The 21401-nt window shown below is 73.2% G+C and carries 22 protein-coding genes; 10 read left to right on the forward strand and 12 right to left on the reverse strand.

The features are described 5' to 3' along the window. Window positions 1-39: 39 nt before the first annotated feature. Complete coding sequence (locus tag AB0L29_RS21415; protein ID WP_365829287.1) at window positions 40-1119, reverse strand: NADH:flavin oxidoreductase/NADH oxidase; 1080 nt, start codon at window positions 1117-1119, stop codon at window positions 40-42. A 158-nt stretch (window positions 1120-1277) separates the two neighbouring features. Here AB0L29_RS21415 and AB0L29_RS21420 point away from each other — a divergent pair, with 158 nt between their 5' ends. After that, a complete protein-coding gene (locus AB0L29_RS21420) occupies window positions 1278-1634 on the forward strand; it encodes a helix-turn-helix domain-containing protein (protein WP_365829288.1) in 357 nt (118 codons plus the stop codon). Between the two features lie 221 nt (window positions 1635-1855). On the opposite strand, the gene AB0L29_RS21425 is transcribed toward AB0L29_RS21420, so the two are convergent. From AB0L29_RS21425 to AB0L29_RS21435, 3 genes are all read right to left on the reverse strand, one after another. Beyond that, window positions 1856-3202: an FAD-dependent oxidoreductase gene (locus AB0L29_RS21425; protein ID WP_365829289.1), complete on the reverse strand. Its 1347-nt coding sequence runs from the start codon at window positions 3200-3202 to the stop codon at window positions 1856-1858. A 600-nt stretch (window positions 3203-3802) separates the two neighbouring features. Continuing rightward, window positions 3803-4195: a VOC family protein gene (locus AB0L29_RS21430; protein WP_365829290.1), complete on the reverse strand. Its 393-nt coding sequence runs from the start codon at window positions 4193-4195 to the stop codon at window positions 3803-3805. Between the two features lie 92 nt (window positions 4196-4287). Then, window positions 4288-4947, reverse strand: a complete 660-nt coding sequence (locus tag AB0L29_RS21435; RefSeq protein WP_365829291.1) for a DUF305 domain-containing protein — start codon at window positions 4945-4947, stop codon at window positions 4288-4290. Between the two features lie 191 nt (window positions 4948-5138). Here AB0L29_RS21435 and AB0L29_RS21440 point away from each other — a divergent pair, with 191 nt between their 5' ends. Further along, window positions 5139-6641: a hypothetical protein gene (locus AB0L29_RS21440; RefSeq protein ID WP_365829292.1), complete on the forward strand. Its 1503-nt coding sequence runs from the start codon at window positions 5139-5141 to the stop codon at window positions 6639-6641. Here the strand turns inward: AB0L29_RS21440 and AB0L29_RS21445 are convergent. The 6 genes from AB0L29_RS21445 to AB0L29_RS21470 all read right to left on the reverse strand — a co-directional run bounded on the left by AB0L29_RS21445 (window position 6629) and on the right by AB0L29_RS21470 (window position 11235). Next, the gene (locus AB0L29_RS21445; protein WP_365829293.1) at window positions 6629-7315 is read right to left on the reverse strand and encodes a helix-turn-helix domain-containing protein; all 687 of its coding nucleotides are present in this window, start codon (window positions 7313-7315) and stop codon (window positions 6629-6631) included. The two genes, AB0L29_RS21440 and AB0L29_RS21445, sit on opposite strands and share 13 nt — an antisense overlap. A 174-nt stretch (window positions 7316-7489) precedes the next feature. Continuing rightward, window positions 7490-8179, reverse strand: coding sequence for an HAD-IA family hydrolase (locus tag AB0L29_RS21450; RefSeq protein ID WP_365829294.1), 690 nt, complete (start codon window positions 8177-8179; stop codon window positions 7490-7492). 49 nt (window positions 8180-8228) lie between these two features. Beyond that, window positions 8229-8900: a phosphatase PAP2 family protein gene (locus tag AB0L29_RS21455; protein WP_365829295.1), complete on the reverse strand. Its 672-nt coding sequence runs from the start codon at window positions 8898-8900 to the stop codon at window positions 8229-8231. 192 nt (window positions 8901-9092) lie between these two features. Next, the gene (locus tag AB0L29_RS21460) at window positions 9093-10025 is read right to left on the reverse strand and encodes a M56 family metallopeptidase (protein ID WP_365829296.1); all 933 of its coding nucleotides are present in this window, start codon (window positions 10023-10025) and stop codon (window positions 9093-9095) included. 98 nt (window positions 10026-10123) lie between these two features. Then, complete coding sequence (locus AB0L29_RS21465) at window positions 10124-10666, reverse strand: DUF5134 domain-containing protein (RefSeq protein ID WP_365829297.1); 543 nt, start codon at window positions 10664-10666, stop codon at window positions 10124-10126. A 176-nt stretch (window positions 10667-10842) separates the two neighbouring features. Continuing rightward, on the reverse strand, window positions 10843-11235 hold the full coding sequence (locus AB0L29_RS21470; RefSeq protein WP_365829298.1) for a VOC family protein: 393 nt from the start codon (window positions 11233-11235) through the stop codon (window positions 10843-10845). 72 nt (window positions 11236-11307) lie between these two features. Here AB0L29_RS21470 and AB0L29_RS21475 point away from each other — a divergent pair, with 72 nt between their 5' ends. Continuing rightward, complete coding sequence (locus tag AB0L29_RS21475; protein ID WP_365829299.1) at window positions 11308-11844, forward strand: GNAT family N-acetyltransferase; 537 nt, start codon at window positions 11308-11310, stop codon at window positions 11842-11844. Between the two features lie 179 nt (window positions 11845-12023). On the opposite strand, the gene AB0L29_RS21480 is transcribed toward AB0L29_RS21475, so the two are convergent. After that, complete coding sequence (locus AB0L29_RS21480) at window positions 12024-12713, reverse strand: glycerophosphodiester phosphodiesterase family protein (protein WP_365829300.1); 690 nt, start codon at window positions 12711-12713, stop codon at window positions 12024-12026. Between the two features lie 255 nt (window positions 12714-12968). Between AB0L29_RS21480 and AB0L29_RS21485 the strand changes: the two genes are divergently transcribed. The 3 genes from AB0L29_RS21485 to AB0L29_RS21495 are packed head-to-tail and all read left to right on the forward strand — an operon-like array spanning window position 12969 to window position 16221. Next, window positions 12969-14366 (forward strand): DUF6421 family protein, encoded by a 1398-nt coding sequence (locus AB0L29_RS21485; RefSeq protein WP_365829301.1) that lies wholly within the window; start codon window positions 12969-12971, stop codon window positions 14364-14366. 38 nt (window positions 14367-14404) lie between these two features. Next, the gene (locus tag AB0L29_RS21490) at window positions 14405-15154 is read left to right on the forward strand and encodes an SDR family oxidoreductase (protein WP_365829338.1); all 750 of its coding nucleotides are present in this window, start codon (window positions 14405-14407) and stop codon (window positions 15152-15154) included. After that, window positions 15151-16221, forward strand: coding sequence for a low specificity L-threonine aldolase (locus AB0L29_RS21495; protein WP_365829302.1), 1071 nt, complete (start codon window positions 15151-15153; stop codon window positions 16219-16221). Before AB0L29_RS21490 ends, AB0L29_RS21495 begins: the two co-directional genes overlap by 4 nt. 914 nt (window positions 16222-17135) lie before the next feature. On the opposite strand, the gene AB0L29_RS21500 is transcribed toward AB0L29_RS21495, so the two are convergent. Beyond that, the gene (locus tag AB0L29_RS21500; protein WP_365829303.1) at window positions 17136-17864 is read right to left on the reverse strand and encodes a lysophospholipid acyltransferase family protein; all 729 of its coding nucleotides are present in this window, start codon (window positions 17862-17864) and stop codon (window positions 17136-17138) included. A gap of 397 nt (window positions 17865-18261) precedes the next feature. Here AB0L29_RS21500 and AB0L29_RS21505 point away from each other — a divergent pair, with 397 nt between their 5' ends. The 4 genes from AB0L29_RS21505 to AB0L29_RS21520 all read left to right on the forward strand — a co-directional run bounded on the left by AB0L29_RS21505 (window position 18262) and on the right by AB0L29_RS21520 (window position 21344). Further along, window positions 18262-18681, forward strand: a complete 420-nt coding sequence (locus AB0L29_RS21505; RefSeq protein WP_365829339.1) for a thioredoxin family protein — start codon at window positions 18262-18264, stop codon at window positions 18679-18681. A 109-nt stretch (window positions 18682-18790) separates the two neighbouring features. Further along, window positions 18791-19300, forward strand: a complete 510-nt coding sequence (locus AB0L29_RS21510) for a flavin reductase family protein (protein WP_365829304.1) — start codon at window positions 18791-18793, stop codon at window positions 19298-19300. A gap of 217 nt (window positions 19301-19517) precedes the next feature. Further along, a complete protein-coding gene (locus AB0L29_RS21515) occupies window positions 19518-20306 on the forward strand; it encodes an electron transfer flavoprotein subunit beta/FixA family protein (protein WP_365829305.1) in 789 nt (262 codons plus the stop codon). Window positions 20307-20381: 75 nt separating this feature from the next. Next, on the forward strand, window positions 20382-21344 hold the full coding sequence (locus AB0L29_RS21520; protein WP_365829306.1) for an electron transfer flavoprotein subunit alpha/FixB family protein: 963 nt from the start codon (window positions 20382-20384) through the stop codon (window positions 21342-21344). Window positions 21345-21401 lie beyond the last annotated feature (57 nt).

Genomic DNA, 21401 nt, shown 5'->3' on the forward strand with positions numbered 1-21401 from the left:
GCCGGGCGGGGACCGCGGTCCCCGCCCGGCGCCAGTGGCTCATACGGAGCGGTGGTACTGCTCCGGCACCCGCACCTCGGCGCCGAGCTCCCGTGCCGCGAGCCGGGCCCAGGAGGGGTTGCGCAGGAGCTCGCGGCCCAGCAGGACGGCGTCCGCCTCCCCGTTGGCGAGGATCTTCTCCGCCTGCTCGACCCCGGTGATCAGCCCCACCGCGGCGACCGGCAGGGTCGTCTCCGCCTTCACCCGTGCCGCGAAGGGCACCTGGTAGCCGGGGCCGGCCGGAATGCGGACGCCGGAGGCGTTCCCGCCGGTGGAGACGTCGAGGAGGTCGACGCCGTGGGCCTGGAGGTCGGCGGCGAAGCGGACCGTGTCGTCCGGGGTCCAGCCGCCGTCCTCCAGCCAGTCGGTCGCCGAGATGCGGAAGAACAGCGGCTTGTCGTCCGGCCACACCTCCCGTACGGCGTCGACGACTTCGAGGGCGAAACGCGTGCGGTTCTCGTACGAGCCGCCGTAGGCGTCGGTGCGGTGGTTGGAGTGCGGGGAGAGGAACTCGTTGATGAGGTAGCCGTGGGCGCCGTGGATCTCGGCGATCTCGAAGCCGGCGGCGAGCGCGCGCCGGGCGGCGGCCGCGAACTCGCCGACCACGTCCCTGATCCGGTCGGCCGTCAGTTCGTCCGGCACCGGGTGCCGCTCGTCGAAGGCGAGCGGGCTCGGCGCCACCGGCTGCCAGCCGTGCGCCTCGGGGCCGACGGGCGCGCCGCCCTTCCAGGGGCGGTCGGTGGAGGCCTTGCGGCCGGCGTGCGCCAGCTGGATCGCCGGCACCGTGCCCTGGGAGGCCAGGAAGCGCGTGATCCGGCGGAACGCCTCGGCCTGGGTGTCGTTCCAGATGCCCAGGTCGTAGGGGGAGATCCGGCCCTCGGGCGACACGGCGGTGGCCTCGACGATGATCAGGCCCGTGCCGCCGGTCGCGCGGGCGGCGTAGTGCGCGAAGTGCCAGTCGGTGGGGGCCCCGGTCCCGGGCCCCTCGGGCGCGGCCGAGTACTGGCACATGGGAGGCATCCACACCCGGTTGGGGATCGTCACATCGCGCAGGGTGCAGGGCTCGAAGAGCGCACTCACGGCGGACTCCATTCGTCACGGGGCCGTTGTCGAGTAGTACGGTAAGCATCGTAGTACGGGAGATGTCAAAATACGATGCCGCTCGTACTAGATCCCGGGCCGGAAATTCGAGAACTCTCGTACAATGAGGACTCCCGGACCGATGTGGAGCCGCCGCCGTGACGACCACCGCCCCCGCCAGCAGCCGCGACCTGCCGCACCCGGCGCGCGAGGAGATCAGGCTGGAGGGCGTCCTGCACGCGCTCTCCGACCCCGTGCGGCTGCGGATCGTGCGCGAGCTCGCCGCCGGGAGCGACGAGCTGTCCTGTTCGCACTTCGACCTGCCGGTCACCAAGTCCACCACCACGCACCACTTCCGGGTGCTGCGGGAGAGCGGGGTGATCCGGCAGGCCTACCGGGGCACGGCCAAGATGAACGGCCTGCGCCGGGACGACCTGGACGATCTCTTCCCGGGCCTTCTCGACGCGCTGCTCGCCGCCGCCGCCCGGCAGACCGCCCGCCTCGGCACCGACTGAACCCGCCCGCCCGGGAAGGGGGCGGAACACCGGGTTCGGCGCGGTCGCCGCCAGGCGGCCCGCGCCGATGCCGCCGCACATCACCGTCCGGAACCGGCCCGGGAACCCGCCGTGGACCGTCGGTCCCCCACCGGCGGCATGCCGGCGGCCATGAGGACGGTCGCGGACACGAGGAGGTCCGGCAGCCCGCCGGCCGCGCCCGGCGCCCGCTCCGGCAAGCCCTACCAGGAACCCGCCGCCCGCGCCGCCGCCAGCAGCGACTCCCAGTCCGGGAGCTTGACCACGCTCCGCCCGAGCGACGCCCCGAGGTCCGCCTCGGCGCGCTCGATGGCCTGCCATCCGGGCCACCCGACCGGCTCGGCCCCCGCGGCGCGCAGCGCCGTGAGCGGGTCCTCGGGCACGTCCTGGCGTTCGAGGACGGGGGCGTCCTCCAGCAGGGAGAGCACCGTCTCCTTGGCGCACGGCCGGTTGGTGCCGATGACGCCCGTCGGGCCGCGCTTGATCCAGCCCGCCACGTACTCGCCGGGCGTGACCACGCCCTCGCGCAGGACGCGGCCGGCCAGGTGGGGCACGGTGCCGCTGTCCGCGTCGAACGGCAGCCCTTCCAGCGGCACCCCGCGATAGCCCACCGAGCGCAGCACCAGCTGGGCCCCGATGTCCTCGTACCGGCCCGTGCCCCGCACCCCGCCGCGTCCGTCCGGTGCCGTCCGCTCGAACCGCACGGCGCCCACCCGTCCCCGCTCGGCGAGCAGTTCCACCGGGCGCAGGAAGAACCGCGGCCGGATCCGGCGCGGGGCGCCCCGCGGGGCCCTCTCGGCCCAGGCGCGCAGCACCTCCACGTTGCGGCGCTGCGCGGCGGGCAGCGCGGAGGGATCCCCGTACCCCGGGTCCAGCGCCAGCTCGGCCGGGTCCAGGACCACGTCGGTGTCCGGCAGGGCGCCCAGTTCGCGCAGCTCCTTGGTGGTGAAGCGGGCCTGGGACGGGCCGCGCCGGCCCACCATGTGGATGTCGGTCACCCCGCTCGCGGCCAGGGCGGTCAGGGCCGCCTGGGGCATGTCGGTGGGGGCCAGTTCCGTCACGCCCCGGGCCAGTATCCGGGTGACGTCCACGGCGACGTTCCCCACGCCGATGACCACGGCCGACCGCGCGCCCGGCAGGAAGCCGCCGCCGGCGGCGTCCGGGTGCGCGCTGTACCAGGACACGAACTCGGTCGCCGACCAGCTGCCCGGCAGGTCCTCGCCGGGGATCCCCAGATGCCGGTCGGTGGCGGCGCCCACGCAGTACACCACCGCGTGGTACAGCTCCCGCAGCCGGGCGGCCGGCACCCCGCCGGGGCCGACCTGGACACCGCCCAGGAACCGCACCCGGTCGTGCTCCAGGACCGCGCGCAGGGTGCCCTGCAGCGACTTGATCTTCTCGTGGTCCGGCGCCACGCCGTAGCGGACCAGGCCGTACGGGCACGGCAGCCGGTCCAGGACGTCGACGCGCACCTCGGAGTCCTGCTGGACCAGGCTCTGCGCGGTGTAGCACCCGCTCGGCCCGGAGCCCACGACGGCGACTCGCAGCACGGCGGAACTCCTTATCCGAGGGATCCCGAGGGATCGTCAGGAGATCGCTGACGTCTCCAGCATCGCACCGCCGGGGCTCCGCTGACAGGGTGCTGTGGGCCGTCCGGCCGCGCCCGCCCGTTCACGGGGAACGTGATCACGCGGTTGCGCCGGGCGCGCCGGGGGACGGTGCCGTGGGAGCCTCCCCGTGCCGAGGGGCACCTGAGGCGGGGGAAGCCGCGCCCACAGGACCGGACGGCCCCGGGCTCGGCGAGCGCGGCCTCCGGGAGATCGCGGGTCGCGCCGCCGACGGTGCGCACCGGGTGCCGCCGCTGTGCGAACGGAGGCTTCCCGTCACCCGCCGTCGACCGTGGACGGCTCCCGGGCCGGCCGCACCCGGCTGTCACGAACGCCGACGCGTCGGTGGCCCGGCGGTCCGCGTCCGGCGTCGGCCGCCGGGACGCCGGGCCGGATCCCCGGGGCACGCGGATCCGGATTTCCGGCCCGGCGGGGCACGGGACCGGGCCGGGGCCGCCGCCGGGTCCGGCGGATGCCCGTGCGGGCGAGCGGGTCCGAGGCGCGCGCCGGCCCGGCGCCGAGGGCCGGTCGGCCCGGGGGGCTTCAGCCGCCGAGGTAGCCCGCGTGCCCGTCGTCGTCGACCTCGAACGGTCCCGGCGGGATGATGCAGAATTCGTTCCCCTCGGGATCGGCCATGACCAGGAAGCCCCCGGCCGCGTACCGGTCGAGCAGCCGGCCGCCCAGCTCCTCGACCCGCGCCTGCTCGGAAGCCGGGTCCGGCGAGGCGATGTCGAAATGGACGCGGTTCTTGCCGGCCTTCGCCTCGGGGACCTTCTGGAAACCCAGCCCCGGACCGTCGCCACGCGCGAGCCAGACGTACGGGCCCGTCCTGGCCGCGATCGGCCTGCCCAGGAGCTCCGCCCAGAACGAGGCCAGCCGTTCCGGGTCGACGCAGTCGACGACGAGATCCTTGATCTTCGGGTGGGTGCCTGTCATGGAGCGATCCTCGCAGGACGCGGGGCCGCCGCGGCCGGCGCAGGCAGGCCCGGACGTCGGCGGCCGTCCGGCGCAGACGCCGGACGGCCGGCTCAGAGCATGTCCCGCATCCGTGTGATCTCGCTCGTCTGCTGGGCGATCACGTCGTCGGCCATCTCCTCGATCCGGATGTTGTTGCCCTGCGCCTTCACCTCCGTGGCCATGGTGACGGCGCCCTCGTGGTGAGTGATCATCAGGGTGAGGAAGAGCCGGTCGAAGGCCCTGCCCTCGGCCGCGCGCAGCTTCTTCAGCTGGGCCTCGGTCGCCATGCCGGGCATCGCGGCGTGGTCGTGCCCGTGCCGGTCGTCCCGCTCCGCCCTGCCGTGCTCCTGCAACCAGCCCTGCATGGCCTTGATCTCCGGGGCCTGGGCGGCGGCGATCCGCTCGGCGAGCCGCTCGACCCCGGTGGACTCGGCGCGCCGCGGGACCAGTTCGGTCATCCGCAGGGCCTGGGCGTGGTGCCGGATCATCATGCGCGCGTAGGAGACGTCGGCGGAGTTGGGGGAGTCGTCCTCCGCGCGCTGCTCGGCCGCGTCCTGGGCGGAGAGGGTCCGGTTCGCCTCGCCGGGTCTGCCCGGGGCGATGACCGAAGGCCCCTTCGAGGCCGCCGACTCGGCGTCCGGACCGGAGTCGCACGCCCCGAGTCCCGACACGGCCAGGGCAGTCAGAGCGGTCACGGCCAAGGGCGCGCGGGACGCACGGCGGAAGAGCACAACGACCTCCTGTGGCAGGCGGATTCACGGACACCTCGTGAGTGTCGATGACCGTCCTAGCACGCTTCCGCGGGCCACTGATCGAAAAACTTCATTGCGAGTATGTTTCCCCCTGTTGGTGTGTGCATGATGAAGACGATACTGCGGGGTGCGTGAACCGTTCCGCGGTGAACGGAACTAGGGAGGAAACAGTGATCCTGTTGCACGGACCCCGAACACGGCGCAGACGTCTGGGAGTTGCCACGGCCGCCACCGGACTGCTGGCCGCGCTGCTGACGGCCGCGCCGGCCGTCGCGACCCCCGACCCCGGGGACGCTCCGGCGGCACCCAAGGAGGTCTCCAAGAGCGTGCAGGCCGAGGCGCGGGAGGCCATCGCGAGCGGCGAGATCCCCGGCCAGGACGAGATCGTCCACTCCGCCAACATCGAGCACCTCGCCAACGTCCCCAAGGACGCGCTGCCCGGCACCAACTCGGACCTGGCCTTCCAGGGCAGGTACGCCTTCGCGGGCAACTACGACGGCTTCCGCATCTTCGACATCAGCGACCCGAAGGCGCCGAAGACGGTCGCCCAGGTGCTGTGCCCCGGTTCGCAGAACGACATCTCCGTCTCGGGCGATCTGCTGTTCCTGTCCACCGACTCCTCGCGCAGCGACAGCAGTTGCAACAGCACCACCCAGCCGGCGACCGAGAAGTCCTCCTGGGAGGGCATGAAGGTCTTCGACATCAGCGACAAGAGGAACCCCAAGTACGTCGCCGCCGTCGAGACCGCCTGCGGCTCGCACACCCACACGCTGGTGCCCGAGCGCAGGAACGTCTACATCTACGTCTCCTCGTACTCGCCGAACGCCGCCTACCCCGACTGCCAGCCGCCGCACGACGGCATCTCCGTCATCAAGGTGCCGCGCAAGGCCCCCGAGAAGGCCGCGCTCGTCGGCTTCCCGGTGCTGTTCCCCGGTGAGGGCCCGGACGGCGGCGGCAACCCGGGCGCGCCCGCCAACCCGGGTGTCTCCAAGACCACCGGCTGCCACGACATCACGGTGCTGCCCTCCAAGGACCTGGCCGCCGGCGCCTGCATGGGCGACGGCATCCTGTTCTCCATCGAGGACCCGGAAAACCCGAAGGTCATCGACCGGGTGCAGGACAACGTCAACTTCGCGTTCTGGCACTCGGCGACCTTCAACCAGAAGGCGAACAAGGTCGTGTTCACCGACGAGCTGGGCGGCGGCGGCGCGGCCACCTGCAACGCGGAGATCGGCCCGAACCGCGGCGCCGACGGCATCTACGACATCGTCGGCAGGGGCGACCACCGCAAGCTGGTCTTCCGCAGCTACTTCAAGATCGACCGCCACCAGGCGGACACCGAGGTCTGCGTGGCCCACAACGGCTCCCTGATCCCGGTCAAGGGCAAGGACCTGATGGTCCAGGCCTGGTACCAGGGCGGCGTCTCCGTCTGGGACTTCACCGACTCCTCGAAGCCCAGGGAGATCGCCTACTTCGAGCGCGGCCCGCTGACCACCGACCAGGTCACCACCGCCGGTTCCTGGTCGGCGTACTACTACAACGGCCACATCTACTCGAACGACATCGCCAAGGGTCTCGACGTCCTGAGGATCGACGACCGGCGTACGGACCCGGCCAGGCGGGTCCACCTGCACGAGCTCAACGTGCAGACACAGCCGGACTACTTCGACTGATCCTCCGCCGCGCACCCCGGTGCGGACCCGGTCGCGAAGAACCGCGACAGGTCCGTGTCGCACCCCCCGCCGGGCGCCTCGGCGTCCGGCGGGGCACCCATTCCCCAGTCCAGCCGGTAGCGCTTGAACAACTCGGCGCGCAGCACCGGCACGGGCATCGGCGCCCCCGGCACCAGCGCCGCGTACACGGAGCCCATCAGCAGCGCGCGCAGCATCGGGTAGTCGCTGTCGACGTCGCACGAACCGTGCCGGGCGACGGTGTCCCGCAGCAGCTCGGCCAGGCGCCGCTGCTCCGGGCACGGCACGAACCCCTCGGCCTGCAGCAGCCCGGCCATGTGCTGGCGCATCAGCACGGGCCGGTCCCGGGCCAGGCCCAGGATCGCGTCGATGGCCCGGGCCATCCGCTCCCGGCCGTCCTCGGTGCGCGGCTCGCGCTCCAGCGCCTCCTGGAGCGTGCGGTGCATCAGCCGGTGCACGGCGGACTGCACGAGCTGGCGTTTGCCCGGGAAGTAGTACGACACCAGGCCGCGCGCCGACCCCGCCCGGTCGGCGATGTCGCCGAGCGTCGTCGCCTCGTAGCCGCGCTCGCCGACCAGCTCGACCGCCGCCTGCAGGAGCCGCTCCTTGGAACGCCTCCGCAACTCTTCATTGACCGAGGCGCTGCGCGGGGACATGCTGTAACTCCTGCGTTGGCTGGCTGCCAGCCAACTATACTCATGGAGTCCGGTGAGGCCGTCGCAGGTCTGATCCGGGCTGCTGTCCGCCTCGGGCGACGCGGGGGATCGCCCGAGGCGGACGCACTCCCTCCGATGGCCCCGATGGTGGCCTGAGGCCACTTCCCGGTCCTGTCAGCCGGCCAGGTCCAGCACCGGCCGCAGCCCGTCCGGCCGCTCGGTCACCGGCAGGTGGTCCACGAAGTGCACCCCGCACCCCAGCGCGGCCGCGCCGCCGTCCGCGTGCCGGTCGTCGCCGACCATCAGCGTCGCGCGCGGATCGGCGCCGAGCTCCTCGCAGGCGGCGGCGAACAGCCGCGGATCGGGCTTCTGGACGCCGTGCTCGCAGGACAGGACGTACGCGTCGACGTACGCGTCGAGCCCGTGCTCGCGGAAGACCGGGCGCAGGTCCCAGCCGATGTTGCTGACCACGCCGACGGCCACGCCCCGTTCCCGCAGCGTGCGCAGGACCTCTGCGGCGTCCGGGTACGGCGCCCAGGCGGCCGGGCTCATGTGGCGGTCGTAGAGCACGTCGTACAGCACCGGATCGGGCAGCGGGACCCGGCGGGCGGCGCCGGTGTAGGCGGCCCGGTGCAGTTCGGCGCTCCGGTCCCGGACCGCCCACAGGCCGGCGAGCTCCTCCGGCAGCTCCACGGGGTGCGCGCCGCCGGGCAGCGCCCCGGCCGTCTCCAGCGCGTGGGCGGCGGCGGTCAGCTCCGCCTCCGGCAGGTGCACTCCGGCCTCGGTCAGCGCCCCGCGCAGCCAGGACTCGGCGGACTCGACACGGAAGAGCGTCCCGGAGAAGTCGAACAGCACGGCGGTCATGCCGGTGATCCTATGAGGCCGTGACCGCTTCCGGGGCGTCCGGGAGTGATCAGGGCCGCCGGGTGCGGTGCGCCCGGACCGCCAGGGCCACCACCAGGGCGCCCAGGAGCCAGCCGCCGAGGACGTCCGTCGGCCAGTGGACGCCGAGCCACACGCGGGTCAGGCCGACGCCGAGCACGGAGACCAGGGCCAGGCCCAGGGCCGTGTACCACACGGCGCGGCCGACGCCGCGGCGGCGCAGGAGCCACAGGAGGAGACCGCAGACGACCGTGGCGGTCATGGCGTGGCCGGAGGGGAACGCCGCGTAGTGGGCGGAGTCCACGGGATCGGGGAAGACCGGACGGGCGCGGTCCACCGCCGCCTTGAGCGCCTGCTGGACCAGCGTGCCCACCGCGCAGGCCGTCACCAGCCACAGCGCCGTCCACCGGGCCGCGTACCGCCACGCCAGCCAGACCGCCGCCGCCGCGCACAGCAGCCGCATCGTCCACGGGTCCCACACCCAGTCCGTCAGGATGCGGCAGACCTGGGTCACCGCGGGTTCGCCGACCGCCCAGCGGTGCGTGGTGCGGGAGACGTCCTCGTCCACCGCGATCAACGGACGCCAGCGCGCGGCGACCAGCACCAGCAGCAGCACGGAGCACAGCGCCAGGACACCGGCGGACCGGGCGGCCGTGCGGTGGGCGGGGGGACGGGGCGGGGACTCGACAGGCGGGGTGTGCATGATGCGATCCTTCCCGACGGACGGGCCGGGGATCCAATTCCGGGGCACGATCAGGAGGAGTCTCGGCCGTGACCGTGACCGTGACCGTGACCGTGACCGGCGGCCGTGGCGGGTGGCCGGGGCGGTCGCCCGGTGCCCCGGATCGCCGCCCCGGGCCGCCACCGTCCGCGTCCCGTGCCCCGCGGCACCCGGCTACCCCAGTGCGCGCAGCCCGGGGCCGAAGGCCACCAGCAGGGGGACCACGGGCACCAGCGTGGCCGCCGCCGTCAGCCGCAGCCGCCGTACCGCCGGCAGCCGGTCCGGGGGCGTGAGCAGCCGGCGCACCCGCCGCGGCACCTGGGCCCCGGGCGCCGGACACGGGCCGAACACCCCGCGGTGCTCGTTCAGTTCGACCAGGGCGAGGGCGGTGGTCAGCCGGCCGAAACGGCGGGAGGCCGTGTCGTCGGCGGCGAGTTCGACCAGCCGGTGCATCTCCTCGCGGAACACCGCGAACACCGGCACCCGCGGGAACCCGTCCGCCAGCGCGGCCGAGCAGTGCAGCAGCCAGTGGTGCCGCGCCTGCGCGTGGCCCAGTTCGTGGGCGAGCACGGCGTCCAGCTGCCGCCCCTTCAGCCGGCGCAGCGCTGCCGTGGTGACCACCAGCCGGGGCGGCGCGCCGGGCAGCCACCAGGCGTCCGGGCGCTCACCCTCCAGCACGACGAGCCGGTTCGAGGCCGTCTCACCGGGCAGCAGCGGGGCGCGCACGTGGAGTTCGGCTCGGTGCCGTCCGCGCCGGACCCGCGCCCGTACGACCTCCCGCACCAGCATCGCCGCGGTCCACAGCCCGCCGCACGCCAGCGCGACCGCGGTCGTCGCCGCCCAGGGGCCGGCCGTCCCGAGCACGTAGGACTCCGCGACCGCGCGCGGCGCCGTCGCGAACACGGGGCCGCCCACCGCGTGCCAGGCCGCCGCCGCGCTGAGGGTCATCGACAGCGCGCAGCACAGCAGTACGGCCGCGATCACGCACTGCCACACCCACAGGGCCACCACCGGTTCGCGGTCCGGCCAGTCGGCGCGGGCGAGCAGCCGGGGAGCGAGGAGGCAGGCCAGGGCGCCGAGCAGCAGTAGGGCCGCGGGGAGCATCATGCGGGCAGCCTAGGGGCGGCGCACCGCCCAGGGGTACGGCCCGCCGGGACGAAGTGACGCTGTCGACGGCACCGGACGGACGGGACGCACACCGCCGCTCACATCGCCAGCAGCATCGCCACCATCGCGATCCCCATGGACAGCCGGCAGGCCCGCGCCAGTTCCGGCCGGTCCCCCCACCCGGCGGCCCCGGGGTCCCCGGCCGCGGCGGCCACCGGCACCAGCCGCGCGCCGCTCAGCAGCACGTACCCGGTGAAGTACAGCGCCAGCGCCCCGGTCAGGGCGGGGACCCCCGAGCTCCCGTGTCCGTGCGTGGGGGAGGAGCCCATCACCAGGGCCATGTACACCATGGCCGCGGACCCGACCAGGTGGTGCAGGTGGTGCGGGCTCGTCCGCGACGCCCACAGCGCGCGCACCGCCGCCGCGCCGAACACCACCGCGTAGGCGGTCCAGGTCCACCGCGGCGGCGTGAACACCACCGCGGGCACGGCCATCGCGGCCATCCCGAAACCCATCAGCGCCTCGCCGCCCGCGGCGCGGCGCTGCTCCTCGACGCTGCTGCGCATCCGCAGCAGGCAGTACACGCCGGTCGCCGCGCACAGCGCGACCAGCAGCCAGCCGGACGACGCCGGTCCGTGCACACGCCCCTCCCCGCTCGGCCCGCTCCACGAATCGGTCAAGGGATGCCCGGGCCCGGCGGCGCGCAAGCGAGCGCAAGGATGTACGCGGGGGGCATCCGGGGGAGCGCGGGAGGCCGGCACCCGTCTTCCGCGTGCAGAACACCTGCTGACGTCGTAGGCCTCTTCGGACAGCACGCCTAGATGCCGGGCCGGTACCGCAGCGGGTGGTCCGCGGGCACCTCCACCAGCACGATCGGCGTCCCGTCGGGATCCGCGATCCACATCTCGACCAGGCCCCACGGCTCCGTCACCGGCGGCCGCACGATCCGGACGCCCTTCGCCCGCAGCTCTTCGTGCGCCGCGGCCACGTCCGCGACCTGCAGCCACAGCCGTACGGCCGGGGGCGGCGGCGCCTCGGAGCGGCCCGAGACCTCCAGGAAGCCGCCGCCGAGGAAGTAGACGGTGCCGCGCTCCGGGCCCGTACCGAACTCGCGGTAGACGGCGAGGCCCAGCTGCTCGCCGTAGAAGGCGCGGGAGCGCTCGGGGTCGGTGGGGCGGAGCAGGATCCGGCTGCTGAGTACATGCACCATGCGTCCGGAGCCTAACGGCAGGGCTACGCTCGTCCCTGCTCGAACCTCGACCGACCGTTCGGAGTTGCGCCCATGCAGACCGCCACCGGAGTGACCTTCCGCGACGCCACCGACGCCGACGTGGACGAACTGGTCGCGTTGGTCGAATCCGCGTACCGGGGGGAGGCCAGCCGGGCCGGGTGGACCACGGAGGCGGACATCCTGGACGGGCGGCGCACCGACCCGGAGAGCGTGCTGGCCGTCGTCAGGTCGCCCGGCAGCCGGCTGCTGACGGTGGAGCGCGACGGCCGGATCGTCGCCTGCTGCCAGCTCGAACACCGCGGTGAGTACGCGTACTTCGGGATGTTCGCGGTCAGCCCCGCCCTCCAGGGCGGCGGCCTCGGCAAGGCCGTCCTGGCGCAGGCCGAGCGGCAGGCGCGCGAGATGTGGGGCGTGACGCGGATGCACATGACCGTGATCTCCGTCCGCGACGACCTCATCGCCTGGTACGAGCGCCGTGGCTACCGCCGTACGGGACGCACCAGCCCCTTTCCGTACGGCGACGAGCGCTTCGGCATCCCGCGCCGCGACGACCTGCGCTTCGAGCTGCTGGTCAAGGAACTCGGCTAGGGCCTGTCGTCGCACTCCCGCCTGCCCCGCGACGCCCTGCACGCCCTCTCGCCGCACCGGGCGCGGACCCGGGTACATCCGGCTACGAGGGCCCGCGCCCGGCACGCCGGGAGCACGCACCCGACGCCGCGGGGCCCGCCCTCCGGGCGGACGACGGGAGTTCGACGACAGGCCTGGCTCTAGCTCTCACGCCGTGCAGCGGCCGGGCGCTTGATCTCCGGGTAGTCGGTGGTCGCGCCGTCCAGCCGCAGGGCGTGTACGAGCCGCAGGTGCTCCTGGGTGTTCACCACCCAGCCGATGATCCTCAGATCGGCCTTGCGCGCGTACTCCACGACCTCCAGGGTGAGCCGGCGGATGTTGAGGCAGACCGTCCGGGCGCCCGCGTCGACGGCGCGGTCCACGATGTCCGCGCCGTACCGGCTCGCGATGAGCGCGGTGCGCACGCCCGGCACCAGCCGGGCCATCTCGGCGACCGCCTCGTCGTGGAACGAGGAGACCTCGACCCGGTCGACCAGGTCCCGTTCCCTCATGACCTCGGCCAGGGCCCGCGCCGCGGCCACGTCCTTGATCTCGGCCTGCAGCGGTGTCCGCACGGCCGCCAGGACCTCCTCGAAGACCGGGACGCGCTCGCCGCCGCCCGCGTCCAGGGCGCGCAGCTCGGCGAGGGTCTTCTCGGCGATCGGCCCGGTGCCGTCGGTCGTCCGGTCCACCTCGGTGTCGTGCATGACGACGAGGGCGCCGTCCTTGCTCAGGTGCAGATCGAGTTCGATGGCGTCCAGACCCGCCTCCTGGGCGGCGACGAAGGACCGCAGGGTGTTCTCCGGTTCGACACCCATGACTCCGCGGTGTCCGATGGTGAGGAAGTTCAAGACCGACTCGCTTCCGTCGACGGCGGCGATGGCGGGCCGCGGCCCGGCGGCCCCCGGGGACCGTATCGCCCGAGCCGGCGGCGGCGCGCGGAACATGACCCGTTCGGCGTAGTCGCCGTCCGGACCGTGCCCGACAGGAAAAAGTGAGGTGAAGGAGGGGGTTACGCAGGATGATTTCCCGAGACTCCCCTTGCTGAGAGAAACCTCGTGTGTATACGGTCTTCTTACGCGAGGTTCTCCTGTGGAGGATGGGACATGACGGAAATTCTTGTGCAGGTGGGTGCGGAGGAGAAGGCTCCTCCGGCGACGAGGGTGGTGGAGCACCCGGCGTGGCCCGTGCTCAAGGATGCCGTGGAGCGGATCCGGCCCTGGCAGTCCAAGGACGGATCGATCGACTTCGACGCCGAGGGCGCCCCGGACCGGGCCGACGCCGAGCTGGCCGTGCGCCAGGTCGCCGACGCGGTCCAGGAGCTGTCCCCGCTGCTGCCGCACGACCGCGCCTACCACGAGGCCCTGGTCAAGGACCTGCGCCGCTGGGCCGACGGCGGCTTCGAGGTACCCGACTTCCTCGACTCGCTGCTGGCCTTCCAGCCCGCCCGGAACCGCCAGGACGGCCTGCAGCACCTGGTCGTCTTCCCGATGTACACGCAGAACGGCAACCCCGACCGCAACCTCGAAGCGGTCGTGCTGCGCATGGTCTGGCCGGACTGGCTGGCCGAGCTGGAGCGCACCCGCTACGACAACCCGCTGTTCTGCGGCATCACGTTCGAGGACTTCACGGCCGGCTACGACACCAACTCCGCCGTCCTGTTCCCCGAGACCATAGCCGTGCGCGAGGCCCCCGAGCGGTTCACCTGGGGCGGCATCTTCTGCGACCGCGAGGCCGCCCGCTTCCGCCGCGTGACCGAGGCCGCCGTCGGCATCCTGGGCCTGGAACTGCCCGAGGACGTCGCCGCCATGGTCCACGACCAGAAGCGCTGCGAGGAGGCCTTCGTGCTGTGGGACATGGTCCACGACCGCACCCACAGCCACGGCGACCTGCCGTTCGACCCGTTCATGATCAAGCAGCGCCAGCCGTTCTGGATGTACGGCCTGGAGGAGCTGCGCTGCGACCTCACCGCCTTCAAGGAGGCCGTGAAGCTGGCCGAGGAAGGCGTCCCGCAGGCCCGTGACGTGCAGGTCGCGGTGCTGTTCGACCGCATGTTCCGCTTCCCCGTGACCGGCGAGCGCGTACGCAACTACGACGGCCTCGGCGGCCAGCTGCTCTTCGCCTACCTGCACAAGCACGACGTCGTCCGCTGGACCGACAACAAGCTCTCCATCGACTGGGAGCGCGCTCCGCAGGTCACCAACCGGCTGTGCGCCGAGATCGAGCAGCTGTACCGCGACGGCATCGACCGGCCCAAGCTCGTCCACTGGTTCGCCGGCTACGAGCTCGTCTCCACCTACCTCGCCCCGCACCCGGCCTCCAAGTGGGCCAAGGGCCCCGACGCCCTGGACCTGACGCAGCCGCCGCGCAAGCTCGTCGACGACGTGCTTGCGGACGAGTTTCCGCTGAGCATGTTCTATGAGGCACTGTCCAAGAAGCTGAAGAACGTGATCGCCGCCACCAAGGGCATCACGGCGGACGGCGCCGAGCGGGTCGCCGCGTGAGCGACCGCACCGACACCACTGCTCAGGAGGCGAAGATCATGGCGGGGAACGGGGCGCTCAGCGGTGCGGTGATCGCGGTGGCCGGGGCGGGCGGACCCGCCGGCCGGGCGGCGCTGCTCCGGCTCGCCGAGGCGGGAGCGACCGTCGTCGGCGCGGACAACGACCCGGAGCGGCTGGCGGAGGCCGTGGACGCGGCGAGCTACGCCTCCGGCGGCGCGACCGTCACCGGCGAGACGGTGGACCTGCTCAGCCTGGAGGCCACCCGCGACTGGGCCGCCCGCGCCGAGAAGGACTTCGGCCGCGTCGACGGCCTGGTCCACCTCGTCGGCGGCTGGCGCGGCAGCGAGACCTTCACCAAGACCAGCCTCGACGACTGGGACTTCCTGGAGATGCTGCTGGTGCGGACCGTGCAGCACACCTCCCTCGCCTTCCACGAGGCGCTGCAGCGCAGCGACCGCGGCCGGTACGTCCTGATCAGCGCCGCCGGGGCCAGCCGGCCCACCGCGGGCAACGCCTCCTACGCCGCCGCCAAGGCCGCCGCCGAGGCGTGGACGCTGGCCCTGGCCGACTACTTCCGCAAGGCCGGGGGCGAGCGGGGGCCCACGTCCGCTGCTGTCATCCTGGTCGTGAAGGCGTTGGTGCACGAGGCGATGCGCGCCGAGCGCCCCAACGCGAAGTTCGCGGGCTTCACGGACGTCGAGGACCTCGCCGATGCCATCGCGGGAGTCTGGGAGAAGCCCGCCGCGGAAGTGAACGGAAACCGTCTGTGGCTCACCGAGAAGCCGTGAACCCCGCCAGGACCGACGCCAGGCGCCACCACGATCCGGACGTCCGTGGTTTCGCCAGCGACAACTACGCCGGGGCCCACCCGGAGGTGCTCGCCGCCCTGGCCCTGGCCAACGGCGGGCACCAGGTCGCGTACGGTGAGGACGCGTACACCGAGAACCTGCAGCGGGTCGTGCGCAGTCACTTCGGCGCCACCGCCGAGGCGTTCCCGGTCTTCAACGGCACCGGCGCGAACGTCGTCGCGCTCCAGGCGGTCACCGACCGCTGGGGCGCGGTGATCTGCGCCGAGAGCGCCCACATCAACGTCGACGAGTGCGGCGCGCCCGAACGGGTCGGCGGCCTGAAGCTGCTCACCGTCCCGACGCCCGACGGCAAGCTCACCCCCGAGCTGATCGACCGGCAGGCGTACGGCTGGGACGACGAGCACCGGGCGATGCCGCAGGTCGTCTCGATCGCCCAGGCCACCGAGCTGGGCACGGTCTACACCCCGGACGAGATCCGCGCCATCTGCGAGCACGCCCACGCGCGCGGCATGAAGGTGCACCTGGACGGCTCCCGGCTGGCCAACGCCGCCGCCACCCTGGACGTCCCGATGCGGACGTTCACCAACGCGGTCGGCGTCGACATCCTCTCGCTGGGCGGCACGAAGAACGGCGCCCTGTTCGGCGAGGCGGTCGTCGTGCTCAACCAGGACGCCGTCAGCCACCTGAAGCACCTGCGCAAGCTGTCCATGCAGCTCGCCTCCAAGATGCGCTTCGTGTCGGTGCAGCTGGAGGCCCTGCTGGCCCGGGACCTGTGGCTGCGCAACGCCCGCCACGCCAACGAGATGGCCCAGCGCCTGGCCGAGGGCGTGCGGGCCGTGCACGGAGTGGAGATCCTCCACCCCGTGCAGGCCAACGCGGTCTTCGCCCGCCTGCCGCACGACGTGAGCGAGCGCCTGCAGAAGCGGTTCCGCTTCTACTTCTGGGACGAGGCCGCGGGCGACGTCCGCTGGATGTGCGCCTTCGACACGACCGAGGAGGACGTCGACACCTTCGTGGCGGCCCTCAAGGAGGAGATGGCCCGCTGAGCCGTCTCCCCGGCCCGGGTGCCGGACCCCGCGCGGCGCTCAGCCGTTGACGGCGACCGCCGCCGTGCCGTCGCGCGGGTCCGGGCGAGCTTCCCGGGGTCCGTCTCCGGGGCGTCGCCGACGACGGTGGCGGGTGCCCCGGCACCATCCGGTCGACCCGCAGCGGCACCCCGATGGCGTGGAACGCCTTGTCGTGCGGTCTGATCGGCGTCCCGCGGAAGTACGTCGCGGCCGAGGGGCCCCGCGGGTCCGCCGGTGGCGTGCTGCCGGTACGCGCAGGGGGAGGGCGCCCCTCCTGGAACCGCGGCCCGTACGAGGCGTCGGTCCACGGCGGCGTGCGCTCCGCACCCCGGTTTCCGTTGCCGGCGACGGTCGTCCGCACCTCGGTGCCGGTGCCGGTGCCGGTGCCGGTGCCGGTGCCGAGCCTGAGCCGCCGCTGGTGGCCCGCCCGGCCGAGCGCGAGGTTCCGGTCCGTTGCCCACGGTGATCCGGGTCTCCTGCGGAGAGGCCGTCATCTCCCCGGCGGCGGCCGTGCAGCGCACGTGTCCCGAGGCGTCGGGGTCCGCGTCCGGCAGCGCGCGCGGCGCGAGCTCGCCGGCCGGCACGCCCTGCGTCCCGGCCGGCGTCTCCGGGACGTCACGGACCGCCTCGAACCCCGGCTCCGGCGCGCGGCCGGCGGGCCACGACACCCGCGCGCGGGCGGCCGTCCCGCTCACGTCCACGGTCGGCCGGCCGGCACGCAGTTCTCGATGTCGTCGCGGGTGAGCCGCACCGGAAGGGTGCGCTCGCCCGGGCCGCCGTCCGCGTCCGGCCCGGGCGGCGGCCACGTCCCGGCCCCACCGGACGGGCGGGCCGCCGGGACCGCCGGACTCCCCGGTCACGGACGGGACGCCGTCGGCCGGGCACGGGGTGCGTCAGTGGGCCCCGCCCGCGCGGACCTGCTCCGGCGTCGGAGCCGTTCCGCCCAGGTGCGCCGGCATCCACCAGGTGTCGTCCGGACCCTTGGGCCGCACCGGGTAGGCGCGCTGCGCCGCCTCCAGCAACTCCTGCACGCGCTCGCGCAGTCGGCGGGTCAGGGCGCCCGCGTACTGGTCGCGGGAGGCCTCGAGCGCCTCGCCGACCCGGATCGTGACCGGGATGTGGCTGCGCTTGAAGTTGCGCGGCTGGCCCTTGGTCCACAGGCGCTGGGTGCCCCACACCGCCATCGGGACCAGCGGCACGCCGGCCTCCTGGGCCAGGCGCGCGGCACCCGACTTGAAGCTCTTCAGGGTGAACGACTGCGAGATCGTCGCCTCCGGGAAGACCCCGACGATCTCGCCCGACCGCAGCGAGTCCAGGGCGTGCGCGTAGGCGGCGTCGCCCTGCTCGCGGTCCACGGGGATATGCTTCATCCCGCGCATGAGCGGCCCGGAGACCTTGTGACGGAAGACGGACTCCTTCGCCATGAAGCGAACGAGACGTTTCTGCGGCAGTGCCGCGAGGCCGTTGAAGACGAAGTCCAGATAGCTGATGTGGTTGCTCACCAACACGGCGCCGCCCGAGCGCGGGATGTTCTCCGACCCCCTGCAGTCGATCTTGAGGTCCCATACCTTGAACAGGGTGCGGGCTAGACCGATGACGGGACGGTAGACGAGTTCTGCCATGGGCGGGACGGACCCTTCCTTCTCCCTGCCGGGGAAGTTTTCCCGGCGGCAAGTTACGCAGCCGTAGGTTTACGGCATGTCGCAGATCGTGCCCCAAGAACGGCCGGGTAGCCAGCCCCCGTGCCCATGGGGGGCGAGATTCTCGTCACGTCGAACCCGTGACCCACCTCGGCCTTTTGCCCCGCCTTTATTCCGCTCCTACCGTCACCCGCCGCACCGGCGGATACGTCCCGCACCCGGGCGGCGCCCGAACGCCGTGTTCAGGAGGGGCGCCGCGAGCCCGGCCCCCGCACGGCGGCGTCCACGGGGGGCGCGGATCGCGCGGCGGCACCTCCCGGGGAACCGGGAATCTTTGCGGTCCCGTGAACGCTGCACGCAGGTGACGACCGGACTGGTGATGTGCGTGCCGGTGCTCGCGGCGGCGAGCGCCGGCGGAGTGCCGCGGCGGCGGCGGAACGGGAGAGCGCGGGTGCGCGGGCGGGACGACGGCAGGCGGCTCGGTGCGGCCGAGATCGGCGCGGAGCTCGGCGAGCGCGCCACGCTCGTGCAGTTCTCCAGCGCCTTCTGCGCGCCCTGCCGGGCCACCCGGCGGATCCTCGGCGAGGTCGCCGGCATGGTCCCCGGGGTGACCCACGTCGAGATCGACGCCGAGGCCCGGCTCGACCTCGTACGGCGACTGGAGATCCTCAAGACCCCCACCGTGCTGGTCCTCGACGCCGACGGCCGCCTGGTGCGGCGCGCCGCCGGCCAGCCGCGCAAGGCCGACGTCATCGCCGCGCTGGGCGAGGCGGTGCGGACGGACGGGCGTCGGCCGTGAGCCGCCTCCCGGCTCCCGGAGCCGACTTGACTGCACCGAGCATCTATCGTCAGCCTGACGGTATGCCTTCGGATCTCCCGCTGCCCGGGCACGACCTCGGGACCGCTTCATGACGGCCGCGCCCGACCTCGACACCGCCCGTCCCGCCACACCCGACCTGCTGCGCTCCGTCTTCCGGCGGCACGCGGCGGGCGTCGCGGTGATCACCGCCCGCGGCGAGGCCGGTCCGGTCGGCTTCACGGCCACCTCGCTCACCTCCGTCTCCGCCGAACCCCCGATGATCTCCTTCGGCGTCGGCACCGGCGGCTCCAGCTGGCCGGCGATAGCGACGAGTGACCACGTCGGCGTGCACGTCCTGGGCGAGCACCAGCAGGAGCTGGCCGCCACCTTCGCCCGCAGCGGCGCCGACCGCTTCGGGGCGTCCACCGCCTGGCAGGAGGGGCCCGAGGGCGTCCCCGTGCTCGGCGGCGTCCTCGCGTGGATGGTGTGCCGTGTCGTCGCGCGCGTGCCCGCCGGGGACCACCGCGTCGTGCTCGCCGAGGTCCTGCTCGGCGATCCCACCGGCGCCGGGCGGCCTCTGCTGTACCACCAGGGGCGCTTCAGCGGCCTGCGGGACTGAGCCCCGCCTCTCCTGCTGCGCGGTCGTCGAGTTCCGGTTACGCTGCGTTGCGAAGGTCACAGTTCAAAGCGCTTGCTTAGCGGGCATGGACTGGATGTACTGGCGAGTAATATTTCGCTCGGAGCGTGGGTCGCCCCGACCGGGATCGGCCGCCCGAGGCGCCTATGCTGCCTGCAGGCAGGCAGCCGAGAAATGACGATGCAGTAGGAGAGCCGGCGTGAGCTTGAGGATCGTTGTCACTGTGAAGTACGTGCCCGACGCCACTGGCGACCGGCACTTCGCCGATGACCTGACCGTCGACCGGGACGACGTGGACGGTCTGCTCTCCGAGCTGGACGAGTACGCGGTCGAGCAGGCGCTGCAGATCTCCGAGAACTCCGACGACGACGTGGAGATCACCGTCTTGACGGTGGGCCCCGAGGACGCCAAGGACGCGCTGCGCAAGGCGCTGTCCATGGGCGCCGACAAGGCCGTCCACGTCGAGGACGACGACCTGCACGGCACCGACGCCATCGGCACCTCCCTGGTCCTGGCCAAGGCCATCGAGAAGGCCGGCTACGACTTGGTCATCTCCGGCATGGCCTCCACCGACGGCACCATGGGCGTCGTCCCCGCGCTGCTCGCCGAGCGCCTGGGCGTTCCGCAGGTCACCCTGCTGTCCGAGGTGTCCGTCGAGGACGGCACGGTCAAGGGCCGCCGCGACGGCGACGCCGCCTCCGAGCAGCTGGAGGCTTCTCTTCCGGCGGTCGTGTCGGTCACCGACCAGTCGGGCGAGGCGCGCTACCCCTCCTTCAAGGGCATCATGGCCGCCAAGAAGAAGCCGGTGGAGTCCTGGGACCTGTCCGACCTGGACATCGACGCCGAGGAGGTCGGTCTCGAGGGTGCCTACACCAAGGTCGAGACGGTGGCCGAGCGCCCGGCCCGCACGGCCGGCACGATCGTCAAGGACGAGGGCGAGGGCGGCAAGCAGCTCGCTGAGTTCCTCGCGAGCCAGAAGTTCATCTGAGCGGCGCGCCGGACGTCCCGCCGCGCGCGCATGCACTGACCGCCCCTCATCTTCCGCAAGCAGGAGTGCAATCCCATGGCTGAAGTTCTCGTCTACGTCGACCACGTGGACGGCGCCGTCCGCAAGCCGACCCTGGAGCTGCTGACCCTGGCCCGCCGCATCGGCGAGCCGGTCGCCGTCGCCCTCGGCAACGGCGCCGCCGACACCGCCGCCACGCTCGCCGAGCACGGCGCGGTCAAGGTCCTCACCCACGAGGCGTCCGAGTACGCCGAGTACCTGGTCGTGCCGAAGGTGGACGCCCTGCAGGCCGCCTGCGAGCAGGTGTCCCCGGCCGCGGTGCTGGTGCCGTCCTCCGCCGAGGGCAAGGAGATCGCCGCCCGTCTGGCGCTGCGCATCGGCTCCGGCATCATCACCGACGCCGTCGACCTGGAGGCCGGCGACGAGGGCCCGGTGGCTACCCAGTCGGTGTTCGCCGCGTCCTACACCACCAAGTCCCGCGTCTCCAAGGGCACCCCGGTCATCACCGTCAAGCCGAACTCGGCCGCCGTCGAGGCCGCTCCGGCCGCCGGCGCGGTCGAGGCCCTGTCGGTGACCTTCTCCGACCAGGCGACCGGCACGAAGGTCACCGGCCGTACGCCGCGCCAGTCCACGGGCCGTCCGGAGCTGACCGAGGCCGCGATCGTGGTCTCCGGCGGCCGCGGCGTCAACGGCGCCGAGAACTTCGCGGTCATCGAGGCGCTCGCCGACTCCCTCGGCGCGGCCGTCGGCGCCTCGCGCGCCGCCGTCGACGCCGGCTGGTACCCGCACACCAACCAGGTCGGCCAGACCGGCAAGTCGGTCTCGCCGCAGCTGTACATCGCCTCCGGCATCTCCGGCGCGATCCAGCACCGCGCCGGCATGCAGACCTCGAAGACCATCGTGGCCATCAACAAGGACCCCGAGGCCCCGATCTTCGACCTGGTCGACTACGGCGTCGTCGGCGACCTGTTCAACGTCGTGCCGCAGCTCACCGAGGAGATCAAGGCCCGCAAGGGCTGATCGGCTCCGAAGCGCTGCGAGGCCCCCGCGACCGGCACCGGTCGCGGGGGCCTCGCG

It is taken from the genome of Streptomyces sp. NPDC052701 (assembly GCF_040678355.1).
Lineage (GTDB): Bacteria > Actinomycetota > Actinomycetes > Streptomycetales > Streptomycetaceae > Streptomyces.

Excerpts from the sequence above, each read along its gene's own strand:
- AB0L29_RS21430 (WP_365829290.1), bottom strand. The coding sequence starts at position 4,195 with ATGACAGGCACCCACCCGAAGATCAAGGATCTCGTCGTCGACTGCGTC.
- AB0L29_RS21445 (WP_365829293.1), bottom strand. The coding sequence starts at position 7,315 with ATGTCCCCGCGCAGCGCCTCGGTCAATGAAGAGTTGCGGAGGCGTTCC.
- AB0L29_RS21450 (WP_365829294.1), bottom strand. The coding sequence starts at position 8,179 with ATGACCGCCGTGCTGTTCGACTTCTCCGGGACGCTCTTCCGTGTCGAG.
- AB0L29_RS21455 (WP_365829295.1), bottom strand. The coding sequence starts at position 8,900 with ATGCACACCCCGCCTGTCGAGTCCCCGCCCCGTCCCCCCGCCCACCGC.
- AB0L29_RS21460 (WP_365829296.1), bottom strand. The coding sequence starts at position 10,025 with ATGATGCTCCCCGCGGCCCTACTGCTGCTCGGCGCCCTGGCCTGCCTC.
- AB0L29_RS21470 (WP_365829298.1), bottom strand. The coding sequence starts at position 11,235 with ATGGTGCATGTACTCAGCAGCCGGATCCTGCTCCGCCCCACCGACCCC.
- AB0L29_RS21475 (WP_365829299.1), top strand. The coding sequence starts at position 11,308 with ATGCAGACCGCCACCGGAGTGACCTTCCGCGACGCCACCGACGCCGAC.
- AB0L29_RS21485 (WP_365829301.1), top strand. The coding sequence starts at position 12,969 with ATGACGGAAATTCTTGTGCAGGTGGGTGCGGAGGAGAAGGCTCCTCCG.
- AB0L29_RS21490 (WP_365829338.1), top strand. The coding sequence starts at position 14,405 with ATGGCGGGGAACGGGGCGCTCAGCGGTGCGGTGATCGCGGTGGCCGGG.
- AB0L29_RS21500 (WP_365829303.1), bottom strand. The coding sequence starts at position 17,864 with ATGGCAGAACTCGTCTACCGTCCCGTCATCGGTCTAGCCCGCACCCTG.
- AB0L29_RS21505 (WP_365829339.1), top strand. The coding sequence starts at position 18,262 with ATGTGCGTGCCGGTGCTCGCGGCGGCGAGCGCCGGCGGAGTGCCGCGG.
- AB0L29_RS21510 (WP_365829304.1), top strand. The coding sequence starts at position 18,791 with ATGACGGCCGCGCCCGACCTCGACACCGCCCGTCCCGCCACACCCGAC.
- AB0L29_RS21520 (WP_365829306.1), top strand. The coding sequence starts at position 20,382 with ATGGCTGAAGTTCTCGTCTACGTCGACCACGTGGACGGCGCCGTCCGC.